Origin of the sequence: Acidovorax sp. Leaf73 (assembly GCF_916855635.1) — a bacterium.
Taxonomy (GTDB): domain Bacteria; phylum Pseudomonadota; class Gammaproteobacteria; order Burkholderiales; family Burkholderiaceae_C; genus Acidovorax; species Acidovorax facilis.
In genome coordinates this window covers 554710-577381 of the sequence record NZ_CAKASI010000003.1, presented here as the reverse complement: position 1 = coordinate 577381, position 22672 = coordinate 554710, and the positions used below count along the sequence as shown (strand labels likewise).

The window sequence follows — 22672 nt, the reverse complement described above, 5'->3', positions numbered from 1 at the left end:
GGCGTTCTCGTTCGTCATGGAATTCAGCGGGTCACGATGGATGCAGGCGCCTCGGGCTTGCGGTGGAAACGCACGCGCTTGAGCCACAGCTGCAGCGCGTGCCAGTGAATGCGGGCAATGATGGCCAACGTCATGGCGGGGTAGCCCCAAAGCGCCTGGCGCAGGGTCTGCGGGGTGATGGCCTGCAAGGTGCCACTCACGCTGGTCTGGATGAGTGGGCCGGTGTCGTCGTCGTGGTCGATGCGCACCACAGTGCGGCCCGCGTCCTGTGCCCCCGCCTCGGTACGCATGAAGCGAAAGCGGTAGCCCCCGTTCACCTCACAGAACGGCGAGACGTGGAACACCTTGCGCGCCTGCTGCTCCACGCCGTACTGCGGCGCATCCAGCAGGTAGCAGTGGCGCTCGCCAAAGGTGTTGTTGACCTCCACCACGATGGCACGCAGGTGGCCGTCGGCGCGGTGGCAGTACCAGAAGCTCACGGGCTTGAAGGTGTAGCCCAGCACGCGCGGATAGCAGTGCAGCCAGACCTCGCCCGTGGCGTCGGTGACGCCTTCGGTGCGCAGCAGCTCATCGAGCCAGGCCAGCGCACCGCCCTGCGCAGCACTGCGGCCGTCGCCGTGGTCCACGTCGTGAAAGCTGATGGCGCCACGCCGGTTCACGGCCAACGCGCCGTGCAGGCCGGGCAGGCTGCGCATGGGCAGCATCAGAAAAAACGTGGGGTATGCAAACGCGTGCCGCCGGGGCCGCAGCCGCGTGTGGCGCACCTGGCCGAAGCCGATGAGGGGCGCTGCGGGTGGGGCCGGGGCGTGGCTCACGCAGCCTCCGCCAAGGGGGCTGGCAGGGCGGCCAGCAATTGCTCGGCCACGGCCAGGCCCGATTTGAGACCGTCTTCGTGGAAGCCGTAGCCCGTCCAGGCGCCGCAGAACCAGGTGTGCTGCTGCCCTTGCAGCTTGCCCACCTGCTGCTGCGCGCGGATGGCGGCCATGTCGAACACCGGGTGCGCGTATTCGTAGCTGCCGATCACATGTTCGGGCGCTATGTCGCGCACCGGGTTCAGCGACACCACCACGGGCTGCGCAAAGGGCACGGGCTGCAGCTGGTTGATGAGGTAGTGCAGGCACACGCGGGCCGACTCGCGGCTGCGTTGCGGCGCACGTTCGTAGTTCCACGCGGCCCAGGCGGCGCGGCGCTCGGGCAGTACGGACGTATCGGTGTGCAGCACGGCGCGGTTGGCCTGGTAGCGAATGGAACCCAGCACCGCGCGCTCGTGCGGCGTGGGCTGTGCCAGCAGGGCGAGCGACTGGTCCGAATGGGTGGCCAGCACCACCTTGTCAAAGTGTTCGGTGTGGCCTACCGTCACCACGCGCACACCGGCGGCGTCGCGTTCGATGCGGCGCACGGGGGTGTTCAGGCGCTTGTCGGCAATGCCCGCCACGATCTTGTCCACGTAGTGGCGTGCGCCACCGGACACCGTCCACCACTGCGGGCGGTTGCTGACCTGGATGAGGCCGTGGTTGTGGCAGAACCGGATCATGGTGGCCACCGGGAATTTCAGCATCTGGTCGGTGGGACAGCTCCAGATGCAACCCAGCATGGGCAAGAAGTACCAGTCGCGGAACGCGTCGCCAAAGCGGTGCTCGCGCAAGAAGTCTCCCAGGGGCTGCATCAGCGCGGCCTCGGCCTGCTTTTCGGCAATGCGCGTGCACAGCTTGTTGAAGCGCAGCAGGTCGCGCAGCATGCCCAGAAAGCGCGGGTTGACCAGGTTGGAGCGCTGGGCAAACACGGTGCTGAGGTTGGTGCCGCTCCATTCCAGCGCGCGGCCACCACCAGGGCCGCTCAGGGCGCCCGGCACCTGCACCGAGAACGACATGTCCGACTTGGCGGTCTCCACGCCCAGCTCGGCCAGCAGGCGGATCAGGTGGGGGTAGGTGCGCTCGTTGAACACCAGAAAGCCGGTGTCCACACCGTGGGCGACGGGGGTGCCCGAGGCATCGGGTAGCGTGACATCGACCGTGTGGGTGTGCCCGCCGAAGTAGTCGCCTGCCTCAAACAGTGTGATGTCCGCCTGGCCGCGCAGCTGGTGCGCGACCGAGAGCCCCGAGATGCCGGAGCCGATGATGGCGATTTTCATGACCGGCTCCCTCTGGCCGGTGCACGGAATAAAAAGGTTGCGAAGCGTCCCGAAACGAATAAGAGAGGGAGGGAGGAGAAGCGCTCCAGGAGGTCAGTCGGAACCCGGGGGCCCGAAAGGCTTCGCAACGTTAAAACTGTACGCTGCGCAATCGTCTTGCGCAATGGATAGAGTGGGGTCACGCTGGCGAAGTTCCAGAGGCTCACTGTATTTTTTTTCAAGAAATGTAAAGAAGTCATGGCGGTCACCGGGGCACAGGCTGGTTCAGCTGTTGTTCGATGGCCCGCACCAGGCCTTTGTTGTCTGGGGCGGTCAGGCTGGAGTAGCTGTCCACCAGCTTGCCGTCGCGGCCCAGCAGGTATTTGTGGAAGTTCCAGCGCGGCGCTGTGCCCGACAGCTGCGCCAGTTGCTGGAACAGCGGCGAAGCCTCGGGGCCCTTCACGCTGCTCTTGGCAAACATCGGAAATTTCACGCCAAAGGTGTTTTCGCAGAAGTCAGCAATCTCCTTGTTGCTGCCTTTTTCCTGGGCAAAGTCGTTGGACGGGAAGCCCAGCACCACCAGGCCCTTGTCTTTGTAGCGGGCGTACAGCTCCTCCAACCCCTTGTACTGGCCCGTAAAGCCACAGAAGCTGGCCGTGTTCACCACCAGCACCACTTTGCCGCTGTACTGGCACAGCGACTGAGGCTTTTCGTCCTGCAACCTCGCAAACGTGTGCTGCAGCGTGGCCGGGCAGCTTTCGGAACCCGCCGCGCGGACCGGGGGGGCATAGCCGACCGCCACCGCGACCAGCAGCAGAAGGCTGGCGGCCGAAAGAAAGCGTCTGTTAGAGGTGTTCATAGGACTTGGGATCGCAGTGGGTATGGGCAATTTAACCATTCCATCATTTTTTGTCCACATGAGTTTTTATTTGGACTGATTGGTTTACGAGGATGCGAACCGCTCGGATTCAAAGTCCTGCAAAAAGAAATGGGTATTGCGGGCGCGCTCGGGAACGGGGCGACAGGTGTCGCACGGCTGAAGGTTTGCCGTCGTGGTGGCAAGAGAGGGAAAATTCCGGACACAAGCTGCCCGCCAGTGGCGCTGGGCGCCGTTGGGTGGCGTGGGCCTGTGCCAGCCCACCCGCTGCAGGGGGGGGATGCGCCCGGCGCGGGGTCAGACCAGGTTGAGCAGGCGGTCCAGCGAGAGCTTGACTCTCACGTCCTTGAAAGCCACCACGCCCGTGACCTTCCAGGGGGGCATGCCGGTGTCACGCGGAATGGGCTCGCCCGTGGGCATGCCGTCACGGTTGGTCACCACCGCCACCTTGGGCGTGGTGGCCGTGGTGCCCCGGCGAACGACCACGCCCACCTCCTGGCTGGCCAGCCGCACGAAGGCCCCGGGCGGGTATACACCCAGGGTCTTGACGAGCGCGGCACCAGCCTCGTCCACCTGGTGCTCTTCGTCGTAGTAGCTGGCCTGCATGGCCGCCGTGACGGGCATGGGCAACCGGGCCGCGCGAGGTGCCATGCGGGCGCCAAAAATGTCGGCACGCTGCAGCAGGCGGGCCATTTGCTGGGGTTCCGTCTTCTTGGCCAGCGGGCCGGGGGTGCGGTGGTGGTGGCAGCGCACCGCCTCCAGCCACACCGGGTCGGCCACGCCGAGCGTGCGCAGCAGCGCCTCAGAACGCTCCGCGTGGCTCTCGACCGCCGCAATCTGCTGGGCGGTGAGCGGATGGGTCTGCTGGGCCAGCTGGTCCTGCAGCTCGGACATGGCTATGTTCATGGAGAGCGCGGCGTGGCCCAGCTGCTGCACGCGGGAGGCGGGCCAGCGCAGCATCTCGCGCGCCACCACCATGCACACACAGCACACCAGCATCGAATGCGTGGCGCTGTACATGCGCGTTTCCTGCGCAGACAGGTAAATCAGGCCCAGCAGCGTCGCGTCGGGCGTCTGCTCGCAGTGGCGGGCCAGCTCGTCGTGCAGCGTCTGGAAGCGCCCGCCAAAATCAGCGGGCGAAGGTGCACGCAGCAACTGTGTGGCACGCAACTGCAGTTCGGGCCAGTCAGGCAGCGTCTTGCCAGCGCGGCCCCGCCCTCCTGCGTCGTCGGCCGCCGTCATCTTCATCGCGGCAATTTCGCCCAGGTTGGTGTCGGCGATCAGCATGCGCTGCAATTGCGCGAGGTAGGCCCGGTGGCTGTCACCGGACTCATCGGTATCCACACACAGCTGCCGCCCCCGGCCCACCATCTTGGCCAGCTCTTCCCGAGTACGGATGACATAGCCTTTTTGCGCCAGCAACACGCCATCAGCACCCCGCAGCACAAACGGCAAAGGGTGGCCCAGCTGGATGGATTCGATGTTCAGGCTGACGAGGTTCATGGTGGTCGTTACATTATCTAACGGCCACACGCCCGGCTAAGCCGGGGCAACCCCGGGGATTGCCTGCTTTTTCAAGCAACCACCGGTCTCCATCATCCCGCTGGGGGTGTAGCGGGCGCCTCTGGGGCGGGCACCGGGTGGGCACCCCGCAAGCGCCGCAGCATGCGACCAAACCACTGCCCCAGATCATCCACCCCCGTGAACACGGCGGGGATGACCAGCAGGCTCAGCAGCGTGGATGTGATCAGCCCGCCAATCACCGCCACCGCCATGGGCGAGCGGAAGCTGGCATCCGCCGCACCAATGCCCAGCGCAATCGGCATCATCCCCGCACCCATGGCCAGCGTGGTCATGATGATGGGCCGTGCGCGCTTGTGGCAAGCGTCGATCAGTGCCTCAAAGCGCGTCATGCCATGCTCGCGCCGCGCCAGGATGGCGTATTCCACCAGCAGGATGGAGTTCTTGGTGGCAATGCCCATGAGCATGATCAGCCCGATGAGCGAGGGCATCGAGAAGCTCTTCTGCGCGATCAGCAGGCCCACGAACGCCCCGCCCAGCGACAGCGGCAGCGCCGCCAGGATGGTCACCGGGTGGAGGAAGTCCTTGAACAGCAGCACCAGCACGATGTAGATGCACAACACCCCGGTCAGCATGGCCAGGCCGAAGCTCGCGAACAGCTCGCCCATCATCTCGGCATCGCCAATGGTGATCTGGCGCACGCCCGGCGGCAAGTTCTGGATGGAGGGCAGCGCTTCGACCGCCTTCGTCACGTCGCCCAGCGGCTGGCCTGACAACTCGATCTCAAAGTTGACATTGCGCGCGCGGTCATACCGGTCCACCACGGCCGGTCCGCCGCTGAACTCCAGCGTGGCCACCTGGCCCAGCATCACCGGGCCTTTGCTGCCCGGCACCGACAGGCGCTCCAGCAGCGACAGGTCCTTGCGCGCGTCATCCTGCAGCTTGACCACGATCGGCACCTGGCGCGAGGCCAGGTTGAGCTTGGGCAGCGACACGTCGTAGTCGCCCACGGTCGCAATGCGCAGCGTTTCGGCAATGGCGCTGCTGGTCACCCCCAGGTCGGCGGCGCGCGCAAAGTCCGGGCGCACCGCGATCTCGGAGCGCACCAGGCTGGCGGTGGAAGAGATGCTGCCCAGGCCCGGGATGGTGCGCAGGTCCTTCTCGACCGCCAGCGCGGCCGAGGTCAGCGCCTGCGGGTCGTCGCCCGAGAGCACCAGCACGTACTTCTCGCCAGAGCCCCCCAGGCCCACCTTGCTGCGCACGCCCGGCAGCGTCTCCAGCGCTGCACGGATCTGGTTCTCGATGCCCTGCTTGCGCGGCCGGTCGCCGCGCTCGGCCAGCAAGATGGTGAGCGTGGCCTTGCGCGTTTCGGCATTGGCGCTGCCCATGAACGGATCGCCACCGGCCGAGCCCCCACCGATGGTGGTGTACACGCTTTGCACATGGTCCACCTTGGCGATGCGCTGGCGCGCATCCTCGGCCACGGCGCGGGTCTGGGCCAGCGTGGCGCCAGGTGGCAGCTCCAGGTAGACCTGGGTCTGCGAGTTGTCATCGGCCGGAATGAAGCCCGTGGGCAGCAGCGGGATCAGCGCCAGAGAACCGATGAAAAACGCTGCCGTGGCAATGAAGGTCATCCAGCGGTGTTTGATGCACCAAGCCGCCCAGCGCAGGTACACCGTCATCCAGCGCGGGTCCTTGTGCGTGTCCACGATGGGTTTGAGGATGTAGGCCGCCATCATGGGTGTCAGCACCCGCGCCACCACCAGGCTGGCAAAGACCGCCAGCGACGCCGTCCAGCCGAACTGCTTGAAGAACTTGCCCGCAATGCCGCTCATGAACGCGGTGGGCAAAAACACCGCAATCAGTGTGAACGTGGTGGCCACCACGGCCAGGCCAATTTCGTCGGCCGCCTCCATGGCCGCCTGGTAGGGCGTCTTGCCCATGCGCAGGTGGCGCACGATGTTCTCCACTTCCACGATGGCGTCATCCACCAAAATGCCCACCACCAGCGACAGCGCCAGCAGCGTGATCACGTTGATCGAGAAGCCCAGCCAGTGCATGCCGATGAACGCCGGGATCACCGACAGCGGCAGTGCCACAGCCGACACGAACGTGGCGCGCCAGTCGCGCAAAAAGAGCCACACCACCAGCACGGCCAGCAACGCGCCTTCGTACAGCAGGTGCATGGAGCCGTCGTACTCCTCCTGCACAGGCTGCACAAAGTTGAAAGCTTCGGTGATCTCCAGATCGGGGTGCTGAGCGCGAATTTCCTTGAGGGCCGCCTGCACCGCAGAGCCGACTTCCACCTCGCTCGCGCCCTTGCTGCGCGCAACCTCGAAGCCCACCACGGGCTTGCCGTTGAGCAGGGCCAGGGCGCGCGGCTCTGCAATCGTGTCTGTCACCGTGGCCACCTGATCGAGCCGCACATGGCGGCCGTCTGACAGTGCCAGCGTGAGCCCTGCGAGCTCCTGCGCCGACTGCACCGTGGCCAGGGTGCGTACAGGCTGTTCGCTGCCGCCCAGGTCGGTGCGGCCACCGGCACTTTCGGTCTGCACCAGCCGCAGCTGGCGCGAGACATCGGCCGCCGTGGCGTTCAACGCCTGCAGCTTGACCGGGTCCAGCAACACATGCACCTCACGCTGCACACCGCCCACGCGATTGACCGCGCCCACACCCCGCACCGTGAGCAGCTTCTTGGCCACGGCATCGTCCACAAACCAGGACAGCGCCTCGTCGTCCATACGGGTGGAGGCGATGGTGAACGCCAGCACCGGCTGCGCGGCCAGGTCCATCTTGGTCACGATGGGGTCGCGCACGTCGCCAGGCAGGTCACCGCGCACGCGGGCCACGGCAGAGCGCACGTCGTCCAGCGCTTCCTGCGTGGGCTTTTCCAGGCGGAACTCGGCCGTGATGGTGGCGCCACCGTCCTGCACCTTGGTGTAGATGTGCTTCAGGTCTTGCAGCGTGGCGATGCTGTTTTCAATCTTGCGCGCCACATCGTTTTCGAGCTGCGCGGGCGAGGCGCCGGGCAGCGCCACGGTCACGGAGATCGTGGGCAGGTCAATGTCCGGAAAGTTCTGTACCTTCATGGCGTTGAACGACAGCAGGCCGCCGAAGGTCAGCAGCACAAACAGCATCAGCGCCGGTATGGGGTTCTTGATCGACCAGGTGGATACATTCATGTCGAATGCTCCTCAATTGATAGCTGCTTGCGCTTTATTGGTAAGCGCTAGAGCCATTTTTTTATTGAAATCCGGAGCTTGTGAGGTGCTGCTGGCGGGCGGCGTGCTCACCACCCGCACCAGGTCACCGTCGTTCAGGAAGCCAGCGCCACGCACCGCTACCGAGGCATTCGCGTCCAGACCCGAGAGCACCTCGACCCGGTCAGCCACGCGGCGGCCCGTCTGCACCTTGCGCATTTGCACACGCTGCTCGGCACCCACCACAAACACGTACGAGAAGCCGTCGCGCACCACCAGCGCCTCTTGTGGCACGGTGAGTGCATCGCTGGCGCCCAGCGCGAACTCGCCGCGCGCGAACATGCCCGCACGGAAGTCTGTGTTCAGGGGTAGATCAACGTACACCAGCGCATTACGCGTCTGCGGGTCCACCGTCGGCGCAATCATGCGCACCGTACCCTCCGCCGTCGCGCCGCTGGCCGCCGTCACGCTGACCTTGGCACCGGGCGCAATGCGGCGCAGCTCGGTGGACGTGACTTCGGCGCGCCATTCGAGGCGCCCCTTGCGCACCATGCGGAACAGCTCGGTGCCCGCGCCCACCACCGCGCCCACGGTGGCGGTGCGGGCCGAGATCACGCCGCTGTCGGGCGCCACCACCTGGGTGTACTTCAGACGCAACTGCTGTGCGTTCAGCGTGGCCTTGGCCGCCTCCACGCGAGCCTGCGCGGTCTTCTCGGCCGTGGTGTACTGCTGGATCTGCTGCTGGCTCAAGGCGCCCGTGGCCTGCAGCGAGCGGGCCCGGTCGGCATTGGCAGCGGCTTCGGCCGCATTGGCCTGGGCTTCGAGCAGGCTGGCGCGGACCTGGGCCACATCGGCCTGTACGGTTTCGGCAGAGAAAGTTGCCAGCACCTGGCCGGCCTTGACCACGTCGCCCACATTCACACGCACGTCGGTCAGGCGCAGACCGTTGCTCTCGGCGCCAATGCTGGCCTCTTGCCAGGCGGCCACATTGCCGTTGGCCGCCAGGCGCAGGGGCACCGAGGTGCGCTGGGGTTGGGCCGTGCTCACGGTAAGCGCGGGGCGGGGCTGGCTGGCCTTGGGCTCATCGGCGGCGCGCGATGCGCCAGAGAAAACCAGCGCACCGCCCGTGGCCAGCACGCAGGCAGTGATCACGGCGAAGGCGGTGGGGGAAAACTTGAAGAAGAAAGAGGAGTGTTGCATGTGCATCTGTCCTGGAGAATTCATATCAGCTGTGCATGGTGTTGGGCGTGGCCCAGTGCGCTCGAAACTGGCGATGCGCAGACGAGGGCAGCCAAGCAAGGGCCGCCCCGCAGCGAGGGCTGCGTCCCCCTGCCCGCGTTGCGCAGCAATGCGAGAGCGGGGGGAAGGCGCAAAGCGCCTCAGGGGGGTGTCTCATAGCTTCCATCCACCGCCAGCGGCGCGGTACAGCGCAACCCAGGCGGCCTGGCGTTCATGCTGCAGCGCGATCAGCGCGTTCTCGGCCGCCAAGGACGTGCGCCGCGCGTCTTCCAGCTCCACCAGACTCGCCAGGCCGCCGCGCCAGCGCGCTTCGGTGGCATCAAAAGATGTGCGATAGCCCGCAGCCGCAGTTCGCGCGCTGGTGCTGCGCTCGGCCGTGCTCTGCAGCCGCACCAGCGCCTGTTCGACCTCGCTCACGGCCTGGCGCACCTTGGCGCGGTAGAGCGCGGCGGCTTCGTCATAGCGCGCCTGCGCCGCGTCCACCTGCGCGCCGCGCCGGCCACCATCGAACAGCGGCACGCTGAGCGCCAGCGGGCCGATGGTCCAGGTGTTCAGGTCGGTGGTCACGCCACCGCTGCGCACCCACGCCGTGCCCACCGAGCCGCTGAGAGACAGGCGCGGGTAACGCTGGGCCTGGGCGCTGCCCACTTCGGCACTGGCAGCGGCGACTTCGCGCTCGGCGTTGTACACATCAGGGCGCTGGGCCAGCACCTGGGCGGGTAGCGTGGCGACGGCGAACAGGGTGTCGGGGGCTGTGGCGGCAGGCGTGGACAGGCGCGAACGCAGCGCCGGCTCCTCCCACCCGGTCAGTGCCACCAGGGTCTTGACCTCCACATCGCACTGCATGCGCTGCTGCGATGCACGCGCCTGCGCTTCGGCGGCACTGGCACGGGCCAGGGCAGCCGTGGCGGGCGCCGTGAAGCCGGCGCGTTCGCTAAGACCTGACAGGCGCGAGGTTTCGCCACGCGACTGCGCATCGCGCTCGGCCACGCGCAGCTGCTCCAGGCAGGTGCGCAGGCTGCTCGTCTGCTGCGCCACCTCGGCGGCCACGCTCACGCGCGCCTCGTGCCACAGCGCCTGTGCGCCCGCCAGCCGCTCATCGGCAGCGGTCTTGGTCGCGCGGTTCGCACCAAAAAGGTCAATCTCCCAGCTCGCCTGCAGCCCGGCCTGCGCCGTGGTCGCGATGCCTGCAAGCTGTTCGTTGAAACCCCGGCTGGCGCTGGCCTGCGCATCGAGCGACGGCAGCAGGGCGGCGCGGCTGGCCACCTGCGTGGCCCGGGCCTGCGCAATGCGGGATTGGGCCTGCGCCACACCGGGGCTGACGGCCTGGGCCGCGTCGATCAACTCCACGAGCAGCGGGTCGCCCAGCTGCGTCCACCATCGGGTCAGATCCCCCAGCGAGCCCTGGTGCGGCAAGGGCGCCTGCCACGCCACAGGCGGAGTGGTGGGCACTTGGGCGGGGGGCGCTGTGATGGCACAGGCGCCCAGGGCCAGGGGCAGGCAGGTGGCCCAGAAGAATCGGGTCTTGCTCAAAGTCATGCGTTGGATTCCTTGTGCGAATTCCGTGAAGTACTGCGGCGCGCGGGCTGTTGTACGGCCTGCCGCCTGGCGATCTCGCCCTGCACCATGCTCAGGGCGTAACCGGTCAGCCGGTCCACCCATTCGTCCACAGCCCCAGACCCCGCCAGCTGCGGTGCAATAGCCTGCAGCGGGTCGCGCTGGGTCCACATCTGCATAACCAGCCCGGCCAGCGAGAAGGCGAGGCGGTGCATGTCGTCGTCCGCTGCGGCCACGCCCATGTGGCGGCACAGCACTTGGACCAGCGCCAGATGGGGTGCCCGGCACTCGCGCTCGATGAGCTCGGGCCACACATGGGTAGGGTCCAGCAGCTCGCGCACGTGCAAGCGCAGCGACTGGGTCACAAGGTCATCGTGCTTGAGCGGCTCCAGAAAGCCACCGAAGTAGGCGGCCAGCGCCTGCTGCAAGGTCAGCGCAGGGTCGGCAAACACCGGGATGAGGTCGCTGCCGCTGCCGAAGGGCTCGTAGAACGTGGCTGTGTAGAGGCGCGCCTTGTCGCCAAAATGGTAGGCGATCGCTGCCACGTTGGTGCCGGCGGCTTCGGCAATGGCACGCACCGAGGTCTGTGCAAAGCCCCGCTCGGAAAACAGCTGCAGCGCGGCGCGCAGCAGGCGCACGCGCGTGTCTTCTCCATCACTGCGGGCGGTGCGCTGGGCTGCGGGAATGAAATGGGCGCCGAAACTCATGGCACCGGATTACACACCAGAATTCAAACAACCGTTTGAATTAGCGATGCCACGCGGAAAATTCAGCCCGCAAAAATGCAACAAAACGTCACACCTTGGTGCGACTCAACCGAACACGGACCTCCACAGGGCCAGCACCGCATCGCGCTCGGCCTGCAGTGCGGGGGGGGCAACCTGGGTGGGCGCCTCGTCCAGGCGCGCCACGTGTTGCACGCGCCGCAGTTCGCGGTACGCATCCGCAGCCGCCACACCCACGCCAGGGGGCAACAGCCGCACCTGCTCGGCGCGCTGCAGCAGCGCGATGTTGCCCACATTGCCCACCAGCTCCGGGTGGTTTGCAGACTGCGAGAGCACCAGGTATTGAACGGCAAACTCCGCATCCACCATGCCGCCCGGACTGTGTTTCACATCGAACTGCCCGTCGCGCGTGGGGTGCGCTGCGCGCACACGCTCGCGCATGGCCACGATCTCCTCACGCAGGGCGGCAGCGTCGCGTTCGGAGGTGATGACAGCCTCGCGCACGGCATCGAAGCGCGCCTGCAAGGCCTCGCTGCCCATCACAAAACGCGCGCGTGTCATGGCCTGGTGCTCCCAGGTCCACGCGGTGTTGCTGCCCCGGCGCTGCTGGTAGTTGGCGTAGGCCTCGAAGCTCGTGACCAGCAGACCTGAGCTGCCATTGGGCCGCAACGCAGTGTCGATCTCGTACAGATCGCCCTCGCCCGTCTTCACGGTGAGCCAGTTGATGAGCTTGCGCACAAAGGCCGCGTAGACCTCGGGGGCGCGTTCGTCGTCGTCATCGAACACAAAGACGATGTCTAGGTCACTGCCGTAGCCCAGTTCCTTGCCGCCCAGCTTGCCGTAGCCAATGATGGCGAATTGCGGGCTCTCGCGGTGGCGCGTCTTGAGCCGGCTCCAGCACCACTGGGCCGTGATGCGCAGCACGCTGTCAGCCAGGGCGGACAGGTCATCCGCCACCTGCTCGACGGTGATGCGCCGCTCCACGTCGCGCGCGAGGGTGCGGAAGGTTTCCGCGTGCTGGGCACGGCGCAGCAGGTTGAGCAAGGTTTCGTCATCGTCCTCGCCCGTGGACTGCAGCGACGCGAGCCGCACGGCCAGTTCGCGCTCGAAGTCGGCCACCACAAAACGTTCGGCGAGCAGCGAATCCCCCACCAGTTCATCGATGACGCCGGGGTGCTGCAGCAGGTAGCGGGCGGGCCATTTGGCCGCACCCAGGAGGTGCAGCAATTGCTCGTGCACAGAGGGGCGCTCCAGCAGCAGCGCCAGATAGCTCTCGCGGCGCAGCAGCGGCTCCAGCCAGTTGGCAAGGCGCAGGGCGGCCTCTTCGGTGACGCGGCCTTCCTTGAGCCACTGTGCGGTGCGTTGCACCAGCCGGAACAGGCGGGCACGGGCTTCGTCGCGCAGCCCCGCCACGCGCGGGTGGTTGCGCCATTCGGCAACGCGCTCGCGAAATCCGGGCGGTAACTGCTCCAGCAGCGTGTCGAATTCGGGGGGGGCTGCTGCCGCAGCGCGGGGGCCGCCACAGCCTCCGCCATTGCACTGCTTCTTGCCCGCCCCGCCCAGCAGGGTGTCGAATTCCTGGGCCACCAGTTCACGGTGTGCGTCCAGCTCGTGCAGGAAGGCGCAGCAATCGGGATACCCCAGGGTGTGCGCGATCCACGCCAGATCGTCATCGCGCGTGGGCAGCACATGGGTCTGCTGGTCATCCAGGTACTGGATGCGGTGCTCCACACGGCGCAAGAAGACGTAGGCCCGCGCGAGCGCATCGGCCGTTTCCTGCGGCATCAGCCCCGCCTGGGACAGGCGGGTGAGCGCATCAAGCGTAGGGCGGCGGCGCAACTCGGGGAACTGGCCGCCCCGCACCACCTGCAGCAGCTGAACCGTGAACTCGATCTCACGAATGCCGCCGCGCGAGAGCTTGACGTCGTTGGCGCGCTCCGGGTGGCCCGCGCTGCGCTTGGCGGCATGGTCCCGGATCTGGCGGTGCAGCACCCGCAGCGCATCGAACACGCTGTAGTCCAGGTAGCGGCGGAACACAAAGGGCAGCACCACACCGCGCAGCGCCTGAACCTCAGGGCTGGCAATGCAATCACGCGGTGCCACCACGCGGCTCTTGAGCCAGGCAAAACGCTCCCACTCGCGCCCATGCAGCTGCAGGTATTCCTCCAGCGCCGACAACGAGACCGAAGGCGGGCCAGAGTTGCCATTGGGGCGCAGCGCCAGGTCCACGCGGAACACAAATCCGTGTTCGGTGGTGTCGCCCACCAGGCTGTAGATGGCCTTGACCGCACGTGCAAAGTATTCGTGGTTCGAGATGCGCCCCCGGCCATCAGCCGTGCCCGCCGTTTCGCCATCGTGCTCGTACACGTAGATCAGGTCGATGTCGCTGGAGACGTTCAGTTCCCGGGCACCGAGCTTGCCCATGCCGATGATCCACAGCTGCACGGGCTGGCCGTCCGGCCCGCGCGGCGCGCCGTGGCGCTCGTCCAGCTCCTGGCGGGCGTGTTGGCTGGCCCTGTCCAGCGCCAGCTCGGCCAGCTCGGTGACCGCGCTGGTAATGTCCGCCAGCGGAGCCTGCGTCTCGCAGTCCATCTGGATCAGCCGCTCCATGACCAGCTGGCGCAGCACCCGGAGCGCGGTGCCCGTGTCACAACCGCGTGCGCGCAGCGCGTCGTAGGCCTGCTCCATGCTGGGCCACCGGGGAACACCGGGCGGCAGGAGCAGCAGGTCAGCCTCGTAGCGGCGATGCAGGCGCTGATAGAAACGCGAGTGCGCGGCCCCGTGAACAAAGGTCGCGGAGGGATTGCAGGGGGATTCAGGATACGGGATCGACATGGCAGCCGCAGCGCAACGCTGCGTACATAAGAACACTGGTTTGTAGTGAACCCGCGCTAAGCCTGCGGGTCATAATTCCTGCCACATTCAATCCCACCATGATCGATCCCACCACGCACCCCACCCGCCTGCTGAAAATTGTGGCAGGTCTCGCGCGGTGGTCACTGGGCTTGCTGCTGGCCTTCTGGCTGCTGCTGACCATCGCGTGGGGGGCCCTTCATGGCTGGATTGTGCCGCGAATCGGTGATTTCCGCCCACAGCTGGAGGCGCATGCCGCACGGGCGCTGGGGGTTCCTGTCCAGATCGGTGCCATCGCGGCGCACACCGAAGGCCTGATCCCTTCCATTGAACTCTCGGATGTCACCCTGCTGGACGCAGCCGGCCGCTCTGCCCTGCGCCTTCCACGGGTGGTGGTGGCGCTGTCGCCGCGCTCCCTGCTCAAGGGCGGGTTCGAGCAGCTGTACATCGAAGAGCCCGAGCTGGATGTGCGCCGCACTGCGGACGGCCGCATCCAGGTGGCGGGCCTGGATTTCTCCCAGCAGCAGGGCGAGGACAACGCCGCCGCCGACTGGCTGTTTTCACAGGGCGAGGTGTTCATCCGAGGTGGCACGGTGCGCTGGACCGATGAGCAGCGCGGCGCCCCGGAGCTTGCGCTGGAGAAGGTGGACCTGCTCTTGCGCAACGGCAACTGGCACCATCACATGCGGCTGGATGCCACGCCGCCCGAAGCCTGGGGAGACCGCTTCACGGTGACGGGGCTGTTCCGCGCCCCCTTGCTGCGCGCGCGCGACGGCAACTGGAAACACTGGAATGGGCAGGTCTTCGCCGACTTTTCCCGGGTGGACGTCTCGCGGCTGCGCCACCATGCCGATGTGGGCGTGGATATCGCACAGGGCCGGGGCGCGCTGCGAGCCTGGGCCGATGTGCAGCGCGGGCAGATTGTGGGCGGCACAGCCGACCTGGCGCTGGCCGATGTCAATGCCACACTGGGTGCAGACTTGCAGGCGCTGGTGCTGCCGTCCATTCAGGGGCGGCTGGGTGGGCGCCGACTGAACGGGGGGTTCGAATTCTCGACCCAGGCGCTGCAATTCAAGACGGACGATGGTCTCACCTGGCCCGGAGGCAACGTCCGGCTTGTGCACACGGCAGCGGCCGGCAAGGCTCCCGCGCAAGGCGAGTTCCGCGCCGACCGCCTGGACCTGGCTGCCCTGGCGCAGGTCGCCAGCCGCCTGCCCCTGGGCGCCACGGCACATGAGGCCGTGCGCACCTATTCACCCCACGGGCTCGTGGACGAGATCCAGGCCACCTGGAAAGGCCCTCTCGAAAACCTGCAGCAGTATCAAGTACGCGGGCGCATTCGCGGATTGGCGCTGGCAGGCGACACCCCCGCCAGCGCTTCCACCCAACTGGGCCTGCGGGGTGCCACGGTGGACATCGACATGACCCAGGCGGGCGGCAAGGCAGCGCTGACCATTGCCTCCGGCGCGCTGGTGCTGCCCGGCGTGTTCGAAGACCCAGTGCTGCCGCTGGACAGGCTCAGCGCCGATGTGCGCTGGCAACTCGATGGCGACCGCATCGCCGTGCAGGCCACCGACGTGCAGTTTGCCAATGCCGACGCCCAAGGCGAGGCCCGGGCCACCTGGCATACCAGCGATGCGGGCAAGGTGGCACACCGCTCTCGCTTTCCGGGGGTGCTGGACCTCACAGGCACCCTGAACCGGGCGGACGGGACCCGTGTGCACCGCTACCTGCCGCTGTCCATCCCCCAGGAGTCGCGCCACTATGTGCGCGACGCCGTGGTGGCGGGCAGCGCGAGCAACGTGCAGTTCCGCGTCAAAGGGGATCTGCACCACCTGCCTTTCGACGACCCCAAACAAGGCGAATTTCGCATCGCAGCCCGCGTGAAGGATGTCACCTACGCCTACGTCCCTACGCAGCTGCAACCGGCCAATACGTTGCCGTGGCCTGCATTGACGGAGCTGGCGGGGGAACTGGTCTTTGAACGCTCCTCCATGCAGGTGCGCGGCGCCAGTGGCAGTTTTGCGGGACGTCCGGGCCTGCGCCTGTCGAAGGTGGACGCCAAGATTCCAGACCTCTCCCATACCGTGGTGGGTGTCAGTGCCGATGCCCGGGGGCCGCTGACCGAGCTGCTCACGCTCATGAACACGTCGCCTTTGGGCCGGATGACCGGCAATGCACTGGAGCAGGCCAGCGGCACCGGCAACGCAGATTTCAAGTTGCGCCTGACCTTGCCGATCAGCGACATCGAAAAATCCAAGGTCCAGGGCAGCGTCACGCTGGCGGGCAACGAACTGCGCATTACCCCCGACACCCCGACGCTGAGCCGAGTGCGGGGCGTGGTGCAGTTCACCGAAGGCGGTTTTTCGCTCAATACCGTGCAGGCCCAGGCACTGGGAGGGCCTGTGCGGCTGGAGGGCGGCATGCGCGCTCTGCCCTCCAATGCCCCGGCTACCGAATCGGCCGTGCAGCTTCGCGCACAGGGCACCGCCACGGCCGAAGGGCTGCAGCAGGCATCACAACTGGGCATGCTCTCGCAGCTGGCGCGCCGCGCCACGGGCAGCACCGCGTATTCCATGGCGCTCGCGTTTCGCCGTGGCGTGCCGGAGGTGCAGGTGACCACCAGCCTACAGGGGCTGGCGCTGGCGCTGCCCGCCCCGCTGGGCAAGACGGCCGAAGGCAGCCTGCCAATGCGGTTTGAAACCCAGGTGGCCCGCGAATCGCTGGTGGGCCTTACGCAGGCTGGAAATGGCACCGAAGCCCCGCCTTTGCGCGATCAGATCACGCTGGACCTGGGCGCACTGGGCTCGGCCACTTACATTCGGGATCTGGGCGGGCCCCAGGCCCGGGTGCTGCGCGGTGCCATCGGCATCGGCCTGTCGGGCGGGGAATCCGCCCCGGTGCCCGCGCAGGGTGTGGCGGCCAACATCAGCCAGGGCAAGCTCGATGTGGATGCCTGGGAAGACGTGCTGACCCAGGCAACCGGCAGCGAACCCGCTGCACGCCCCACGACCGCACCCGGATCGCCAGGCTCAACGGGAACGCCCAGCACGGCGCAGGACTACCTGCCCACCACACTGGCCTTGCGCGCCCGCGAACTCACGTTGCAGGGTCGCACCCTGCACAACATCGTGGCCGGCGCGCTACGGGACGGCACCACCTGGCGTGCCAACCTCGACGCCACAGAACTCAACGGCTATCTGGAATACCGCCAGCCAGGCGGCGCCGAACACCCCAATGGGCGCCTGTTTGCGCGGCTCTCGCGCGTGAACATGCCCCAGAGCGACGTCACCCAGGTCGAGGCCCTGCTGGACGAGCAGCCCGGCGCCCTGCCCGCGCTGGACATCGTGGTGGATGACTTTGAACTGCGTGGCAAACGCCTCGGGCGTGTGGAGATAGAAGCGCAGAACCGGGGCGGAGATGGCACGCAGCGCGAATGGCGCCTCTCCAAATTCAATATCCTCGCGCCCGAGGCGAACTTCACAGCCAACGGCAACTGGGCGGTGCTGAACACCGCAGGTGTGGGGCCCCGCACGCCGGAGCGGCGCACGGTGCTCAACTTCAAGCTGGACATCCGCGACTCGGGCGACCTGCTGGGCCGCATGGGCATGGCCAATGTGGTCCGGCGCGGCAAGGGCCGCATGGAAGGGCAGGTGGCCTGGATCGGCGCGCCGTTCAGCCCTGACTACCGCAGCATGACCGGGCAGATCAACCTGAACGTGGAGTCCGGCCAGTTCCTCAAAGCCGACCCAGGCCTGGCCAAGCTGCTGGGCGTGCTGAGCCTGCAATCGCTGCCACGCCGCCTGACGCTCGACTTCCGCGACGTGTTCAGCGAGGGTTTTGCGTTCGACTTTGTCCGGGGCGATGTGCGCATCGAGCAGGGCGTGGCCACCACGAACAATCTGCAGATGAAGGGCGTCAACGCCGCCGTGCTGATGGAGGGCAGCGCCAACATCGATCAGGAAACCCAGGACCTGCGCGTGGTGGTGGTGCCCGAGATCAACGCCATGACCGCGTCCCTGGTGGCCACAGCCATCAACCCGGTCATTGGGCTGGGCAGCTTCCTGGCCCAGGTATTTCTGCGCGGCCCGCTGATCGAGGCGGCCACGCAGGAGTTCCGCATCGATGGCACCTGGACGGACCCCCGCGTGGTGCGCGTGGCCCGCCGCAACCGCGAGGCAGGCCCTGCAACCGGCACGCCCACACGCCCCAGCGCACCCCGCACCGGAGAACCGTCATGATGAAAGTTGCTGCGATCCAGATGGTGTCCTGCACCCGGCTCGACGACAACCTGCGCGCTGCGCGCGCCCTGCTGGAGCAGGCCGCCAGCGCAGGTGCCGAGCTGGCCGTGCTGCCCGAATACTTTTGCGTGATGGGCCACAAGGACACCGACAAGATCGCCCTGCGCGAAGCACCGGGCGAGGGCCGTATCCAGCACTTTCTGGCCAGCGCGGCACGCGAGCTGCAGATGTGGATTGTGGGGGGCACCTTGCCGCTGGTGGCCACCACACCCGACCGGGTGCGCAACACCACCTTGGTGTTCAACCCCGCTGGCGACTGCGTGGCACGCTACGACAAGATTCACCTTTTCTACTTTGACAACGGGCGCGAGCAGTTCCACGAAGGCCGGGTCATCGAAGCGGGCAACACCCCCGTGCAGTTCGAGCTGCCATCGCGCGACGGCCACTGCTGGCGCGTGGGCCTCTCGGTGTGCTACGACCTGCGCTTTCCCGAGCTGTACCGCGCCCACGCCAGCGCGGGTGCAGACCTGCTGCTCGTGCCCAGCGCGTTCACCCACACCACCGGCCAGGCGCACTGGGAGCTGTTGCTGCGCGCCCGCGCCGTGGAAAACCTGGCGTATGTGCTGGCGCCCGCACAGGGCGGTGTGCACGAAAACGGGCGGCACACCTGGGGCCGCAGCATGCTGGTGGACCCCTGGGGCACCGTGCTCGCCCAGCAGGACCAACTGGCGGGCGTGGTGTCGGGTGTGGTGGACCCGCAGCGCCTGCGCGACATTCGCCTGCAGTTGCCCGCCTTGTCGCACCGCGTCCTGTGAAGATCCCGCAGCAGCGCACACTCTTCAGACGCTGGCGCGGCGCATGGCGGCGCTGGTCGCTGTGGACCCTGCTGGTAGCCCTGGTGATCTCCATGCTCGCCACCATGGTGTGGCTTGCGGGGCGCTACGAGGCCAGTCAGGTGCAGTCGCGCCTGGAGCGTGACACGGCCGACGCGGTGTCCGACATCCGCGTGGCGCTTACGCGCAACCTGCAAAGCCTGCAGGCCCTGCACGCGGGCGACCCGGGCCAGCTGGCCTGGGAGGTCGATGCAGCCGAGCTGCTGCGCAACCGGCGGGAGCTGGTGCGCATCGAGTGGCGCGATGCCGACCTGCGGGTACGCACCCATGCCCAGTCGCCCTACCGCCCCGTGGCCTGGGACGCCCGGCTGCGCGAGGGTAACCAGTCCGACGCCGCCATTGCCTGTGCCAACGCACGCCGCCTGAGCAGCCCAGCCTATTCAAGCAGCTACTTTCAGCCCCACGGCGACGGGCTGGGCTCGGAGATGATGGAGCTGTGCCTGCCGCTCACCTCGGGCGGGCGCAGCACGGGTTTCCTGGTGGTCACGTATTCGCTGCAGGACGTGCTGATCAACCTGGTGGCGCACAACCTCACCCGCAGCCAGGAGGCCTCGTTCACGGAGGCCGACGGCACCCGGCTGGCCGTGCTGGGCGCCGCGCGCCGCGGCTCGCGCATGTTCACGGCCACGCACCTGCTCGATCTACCTGGCAGCACCCTGGTGCTGCGCATGGACACCTGGCACAGCGCGCCCAGCCTGTTCCCCAACGTGCTGACCGCGCTGGTCACCGCCATGTCGATTGCGCTGGTCACCGTGATGGTGGTGCTGGTGCGCGACAACCGCAGGCGCCTGCGCGCCGAGCGCGACCTGGCCGACGCGCTGGCGTTTCGCAAGGCCATGGAGGACTCGCTGGTCACAGGCCTGCGCGCCCGCGATCTGGAAGGCCGCATCACCTATGTCAACCCGGCCTTCTGCGCCATGGTGGGGTTCAGCGCGCCGGAGCTGCTGGGCCAAAGCGTGACCGCGCCCTACTGGCCCCCCGAGCGGGTGGAGGAGTATCGCCAGCGCCAGGCCATCCGCTTTGCGGGCACCATGCCGCCGCGCGAGGGTTTCGAGTCAGAATTCATGCGCAAGGACGGCACCCGCTTCCCTGTGCTGATCATCGAGGCCCCGCTCATCAACGCCCAGGGCCTGCACACGGGCTGGATGAGCGCGTTCCTCGACATCAGCGAGCAGCGGCGGGTGGAAGAGCTGTCGCGGGCGTCACAAGAGCGGCTGCAGGCCACCGCCCGCTTGGCCACCGTCGGCGAAATGGCCTCGCTGCTGAGCCACGAACTCAATCAGCCCCTGGCCGCCATTTCCAGCTATGCCACCGGCTCCATCAACCTGCTGGAGGCGCCCACACCGGCAGAGCAGGGCGCAGGCGCAGCTGCCCATGCCGAGCAGCTGCAGGATGTGCGCATGGCCATGCAACATATTGCGCGGCAAGCCGAACGCGCAGGCAAAGTGATCAAGAGCGTCCACGACTTTGTGCGCCGCCGCGACCAGGCGCGCGAAGCGGTGTACGCGCAGCAGTTGCTCGATGCCATCCTGCCGCTGGTGAGCCTGCAGGCACGCAAGCTGGGGGTGCGCGTGAACACCTCACTGGAGCCCCACCTGCCCCCCGTGTTGTGCGACCGCACCATGGTCGAGCAGGTGCTGCTCAATCTGGCGCGCAATGCCATGCAGGCCATGGACGACCCCGCCCTACCCACGCGCATTCTGGACATTCGGGTGCGGCGTGCGGCGTCGAACCAGCACAGCGGCTGGATCGAGTTTGCGGTGACCGACCTGGGATCGGGCATTCCCCCGGACGTAGCCGAAAGGCTTTTCACCCCGTTTTTCACCACCCGCCCCGAGGGCATGGGTCTGGGGCTGAGCATGTGCCGCACGGTGATCGAGCAGCATGGCGGTTTTCTCGGATTTGCGCCCCATGAACCGCGTGGTACGGTGTTTACCTTCACGTTGCCAGCGGCAACCCCCTGAGCGACTGCGTCACTTCCCCCTTCTCTCGCGCTGCGCGCGGGAAGGGGTACGCCGCTAGCGCGGCGGGGCGGCCCCCGCCCAGGTCGCGCCGGTTGCGTCGACCGCGCGTAACCGACAATGCACTAGTTAACCGAGTTAAACCATGGAGCCCACCACCAACGCCACCGTGTACATCGTGGACGACGACGCCAGCGTGCGCGAAGCGCTGGCGTGGCTATTGCGTTCGCGCAGGCTATTCAGCGAGTCCTTTGAGAGCGCCGAGGCCTTTGACGCCATGCTCTCAAGCCGGCCCGCGCAGCGCCAGCCCTGCTGCCTGCTGCTGGACGTGCGCATGCCCGGCATGAGCGGCCTGGCGCTGTTCGACCTGCTGGCGGTGCGTGGTGACCTGGCCACCATGCCGGTGATCTTCCTGACCGGCCACGCGGACGTGCCCACTGCCGTGGACACCGTCAAGAGGGGTGCGTTTGATTTCTGCGAAAAACCGTTTTCCGACAACGCGCTAGTAGACCGTGTCGAGCAGGCGCTGGCCAAGTCGGCCGAGCGCCTGGCGCAACTGCGTGAGCGCAGCGACCTTCAGGTGCGCCTGCGCGATCTGACGGACCGCGAGCGCGATGTGATGGACCTCGTGGTAGCGGGCCTGCCCAACAAGCTGATCGCTGACCAGCTCGATATCAGCGTGCGCACGGTGGAGGTGCACCGCTCACGCGTGTTCGACAAGATGCAGGTCAAGTCGGCCGTGGAGCTGGCCAATCTGCTGCGCACAGAGAAGTAGGGCTCTGCGCGCCCGCCCCACGCCCTCTCGGGTGTGGTTGCTTACCCGCGTGGCCGCTCGCCCACAAAGATCTCCACGCGCCGATTGCGCGCCCGGCCGTCGGCCGACTCGTTCGTGGCGATGGGATACCGCTCCCCCATTCCGTCGATGGCGATGCGGCGCCCGTCCACGCCCCGCCCCGTGAGATAGCTGCGCGTGCTGGCAGCGCGGTCCATCGAGAGCGGGTTGTTGATGGCGTCGCTGCCGGTGTTGTCGGTGTGGCCCACGATGCGGACATCGGTGTTGGGGTTGTTGCGCAGCCCGGCAGCGAACTGGTCGAGCACGGGCGCGAAATTGGGCTGGATGTCCGAACGGCCCACGGCAAACGAAATGTCGCTGGGGATGTTGAGCATGAGCTGGTTGTCGGCGGTCTGCGTCACGCCGATGCCGGTGCCTCGCGTGGCCTGCTCCATCTCGCGCTTCTGGCGCTCCATGTTCTGCGACCAGATGTAGGTGCCCAGGGCCCCCACACCGGCACCTACCACTGCCCCGGTACCAGCGCTGCCACCGGTGGCCGAGCCGATGACGGCGCCTGCCAGCGCGCCCACGCCGGCCCCGGTAGCGGTACGGCGCTGGGTGTCGTCCATGCTGGCGCAGCCAGTGGCCAGAACGATGACGGCGGTGGCGCCGAGAAGAATGTGTTTGCGCATGGTGGTGCTCCTTGAAAGATTCAACGGAGCT

At 67.2% G+C, this 22672-nt stretch carries 14 protein-coding genes; 4 read left to right on the top strand and 10 right to left on the bottom strand.

From position 1 onward, the window contains the following. Window positions 1-23 precede the first annotated feature (23 nt). From LPA35_RS12390 to glnE, 9 genes are all read right to left on the bottom strand, one after another. The gene (locus LPA35_RS12390) at window positions 24-815 is read right to left on the bottom strand and encodes a DUF1365 domain-containing protein (protein WP_228897183.1); all 792 of its coding nucleotides are present in this window, start codon (window positions 813-815) and stop codon (window positions 24-26) included. Beyond that, complete coding sequence (locus tag LPA35_RS12385) at window positions 812-2131, bottom strand: NAD(P)/FAD-dependent oxidoreductase (protein ID WP_228897182.1); 1320 nt, start codon at window positions 2129-2131, stop codon at window positions 812-814. The genes LPA35_RS12390 and LPA35_RS12385 overlap by 4 nt, the downstream gene beginning before the upstream one ends. Before the next feature lie 244 nt (window positions 2132-2375). Next, on the bottom strand, window positions 2376-2969 hold the full coding sequence (locus LPA35_RS12380) for a glutathione peroxidase (protein WP_228897181.1): 594 nt from the start codon (window positions 2967-2969) through the stop codon (window positions 2376-2378). A 315-nt stretch (window positions 2970-3284) separates the two neighbouring features. Further along, window positions 3285-4490, bottom strand: a complete 1206-nt coding sequence (locus LPA35_RS12375) for an HD-GYP domain-containing protein (protein WP_228897180.1) — start codon at window positions 4488-4490, stop codon at window positions 3285-3287. 92 nt (window positions 4491-4582) lie between these two features. After that, the gene (locus tag LPA35_RS12370; RefSeq protein WP_228897179.1) at window positions 4583-7690 is read right to left on the bottom strand and encodes an efflux RND transporter permease subunit; all 3108 of its coding nucleotides are present in this window, start codon (window positions 7688-7690) and stop codon (window positions 4583-4585) included. Window positions 7691-7702: 12 nt separating this feature from the next. After that, window positions 7703-8908, bottom strand: a complete 1206-nt coding sequence (locus LPA35_RS12365) for an efflux RND transporter periplasmic adaptor subunit (protein ID WP_228897178.1) — start codon at window positions 8906-8908, stop codon at window positions 7703-7705. 192 nt (window positions 8909-9100) lie between these two features. After that, window positions 9101-10486, bottom strand: coding sequence for an efflux transporter outer membrane subunit (locus LPA35_RS12360; RefSeq protein ID WP_228897177.1), 1386 nt, complete (start codon window positions 10484-10486; stop codon window positions 9101-9103). Next, a complete protein-coding gene (locus LPA35_RS12355) occupies window positions 10483-11211 on the bottom strand; it encodes a TetR/AcrR family transcriptional regulator (RefSeq protein WP_176887534.1) in 729 nt (242 codons plus the stop codon). Before LPA35_RS12355 ends, LPA35_RS12360 begins: the two co-directional genes overlap by 4 nt. A 105-nt stretch (window positions 11212-11316) precedes the next feature. Further along, the gene (gene glnE / locus LPA35_RS12350; protein WP_228897176.1) at window positions 11317-14064 is read right to left on the bottom strand and encodes a bifunctional [glutamate--ammonia ligase]-adenylyl-L-tyrosine phosphorylase/[glutamate--ammonia-ligase] adenylyltransferase; all 2748 of its coding nucleotides are present in this window, start codon (window positions 14062-14064) and stop codon (window positions 11317-11319) included. Window positions 14065-14162: 98 nt separating this feature from the next. Between glnE and LPA35_RS12345 the strand changes: the two genes are divergently transcribed. The 4 genes from LPA35_RS12345 (at window position 14163) to LPA35_RS12330 (ending at window position 21952) form a co-directional block, all read left to right on the top strand. Beyond that, the gene (locus LPA35_RS12345) at window positions 14163-18323 is read left to right on the top strand and encodes a YhdP family protein (protein WP_228897175.1); all 4161 of its coding nucleotides are present in this window, start codon (window positions 14163-14165) and stop codon (window positions 18321-18323) included. Continuing rightward, entirely contained in the window at window positions 18323-19138 is an 816-nt protein-coding gene (locus LPA35_RS12340) for a carbon-nitrogen hydrolase family protein (protein ID WP_228897305.1), read from the top strand. The genes LPA35_RS12345 and LPA35_RS12340 overlap by 1 nt, the downstream gene beginning before the upstream one ends. Continuing rightward, complete coding sequence (locus tag LPA35_RS12335) at window positions 19135-21180, top strand: nitrogen regulation protein NR(II) (RefSeq protein WP_370110263.1); 2046 nt, start codon at window positions 19135-19137, stop codon at window positions 21178-21180. The genes LPA35_RS12340 and LPA35_RS12335 overlap by 4 nt, the downstream gene beginning before the upstream one ends. Before the next feature lie 142 nt (window positions 21181-21322). After that, the gene (locus LPA35_RS12330) at window positions 21323-21952 is read left to right on the top strand and encodes a response regulator transcription factor (RefSeq protein WP_055394714.1); all 630 of its coding nucleotides are present in this window, start codon (window positions 21323-21325) and stop codon (window positions 21950-21952) included. Between the two features lie 41 nt (window positions 21953-21993). Here LPA35_RS12330 and LPA35_RS12325 read toward each other — a convergent pair whose 3' ends face one another. Further along, window positions 21994-22641 carry an OmpA family protein gene (locus tag LPA35_RS12325; protein WP_055394716.1) on the bottom strand — a complete coding sequence of 216 codons (648 nt, stop codon included), beginning with the start codon at window positions 22639-22641 and terminating at the stop codon, window positions 21994-21996. Window positions 22642-22672: the final 31 nt, after the last annotated feature.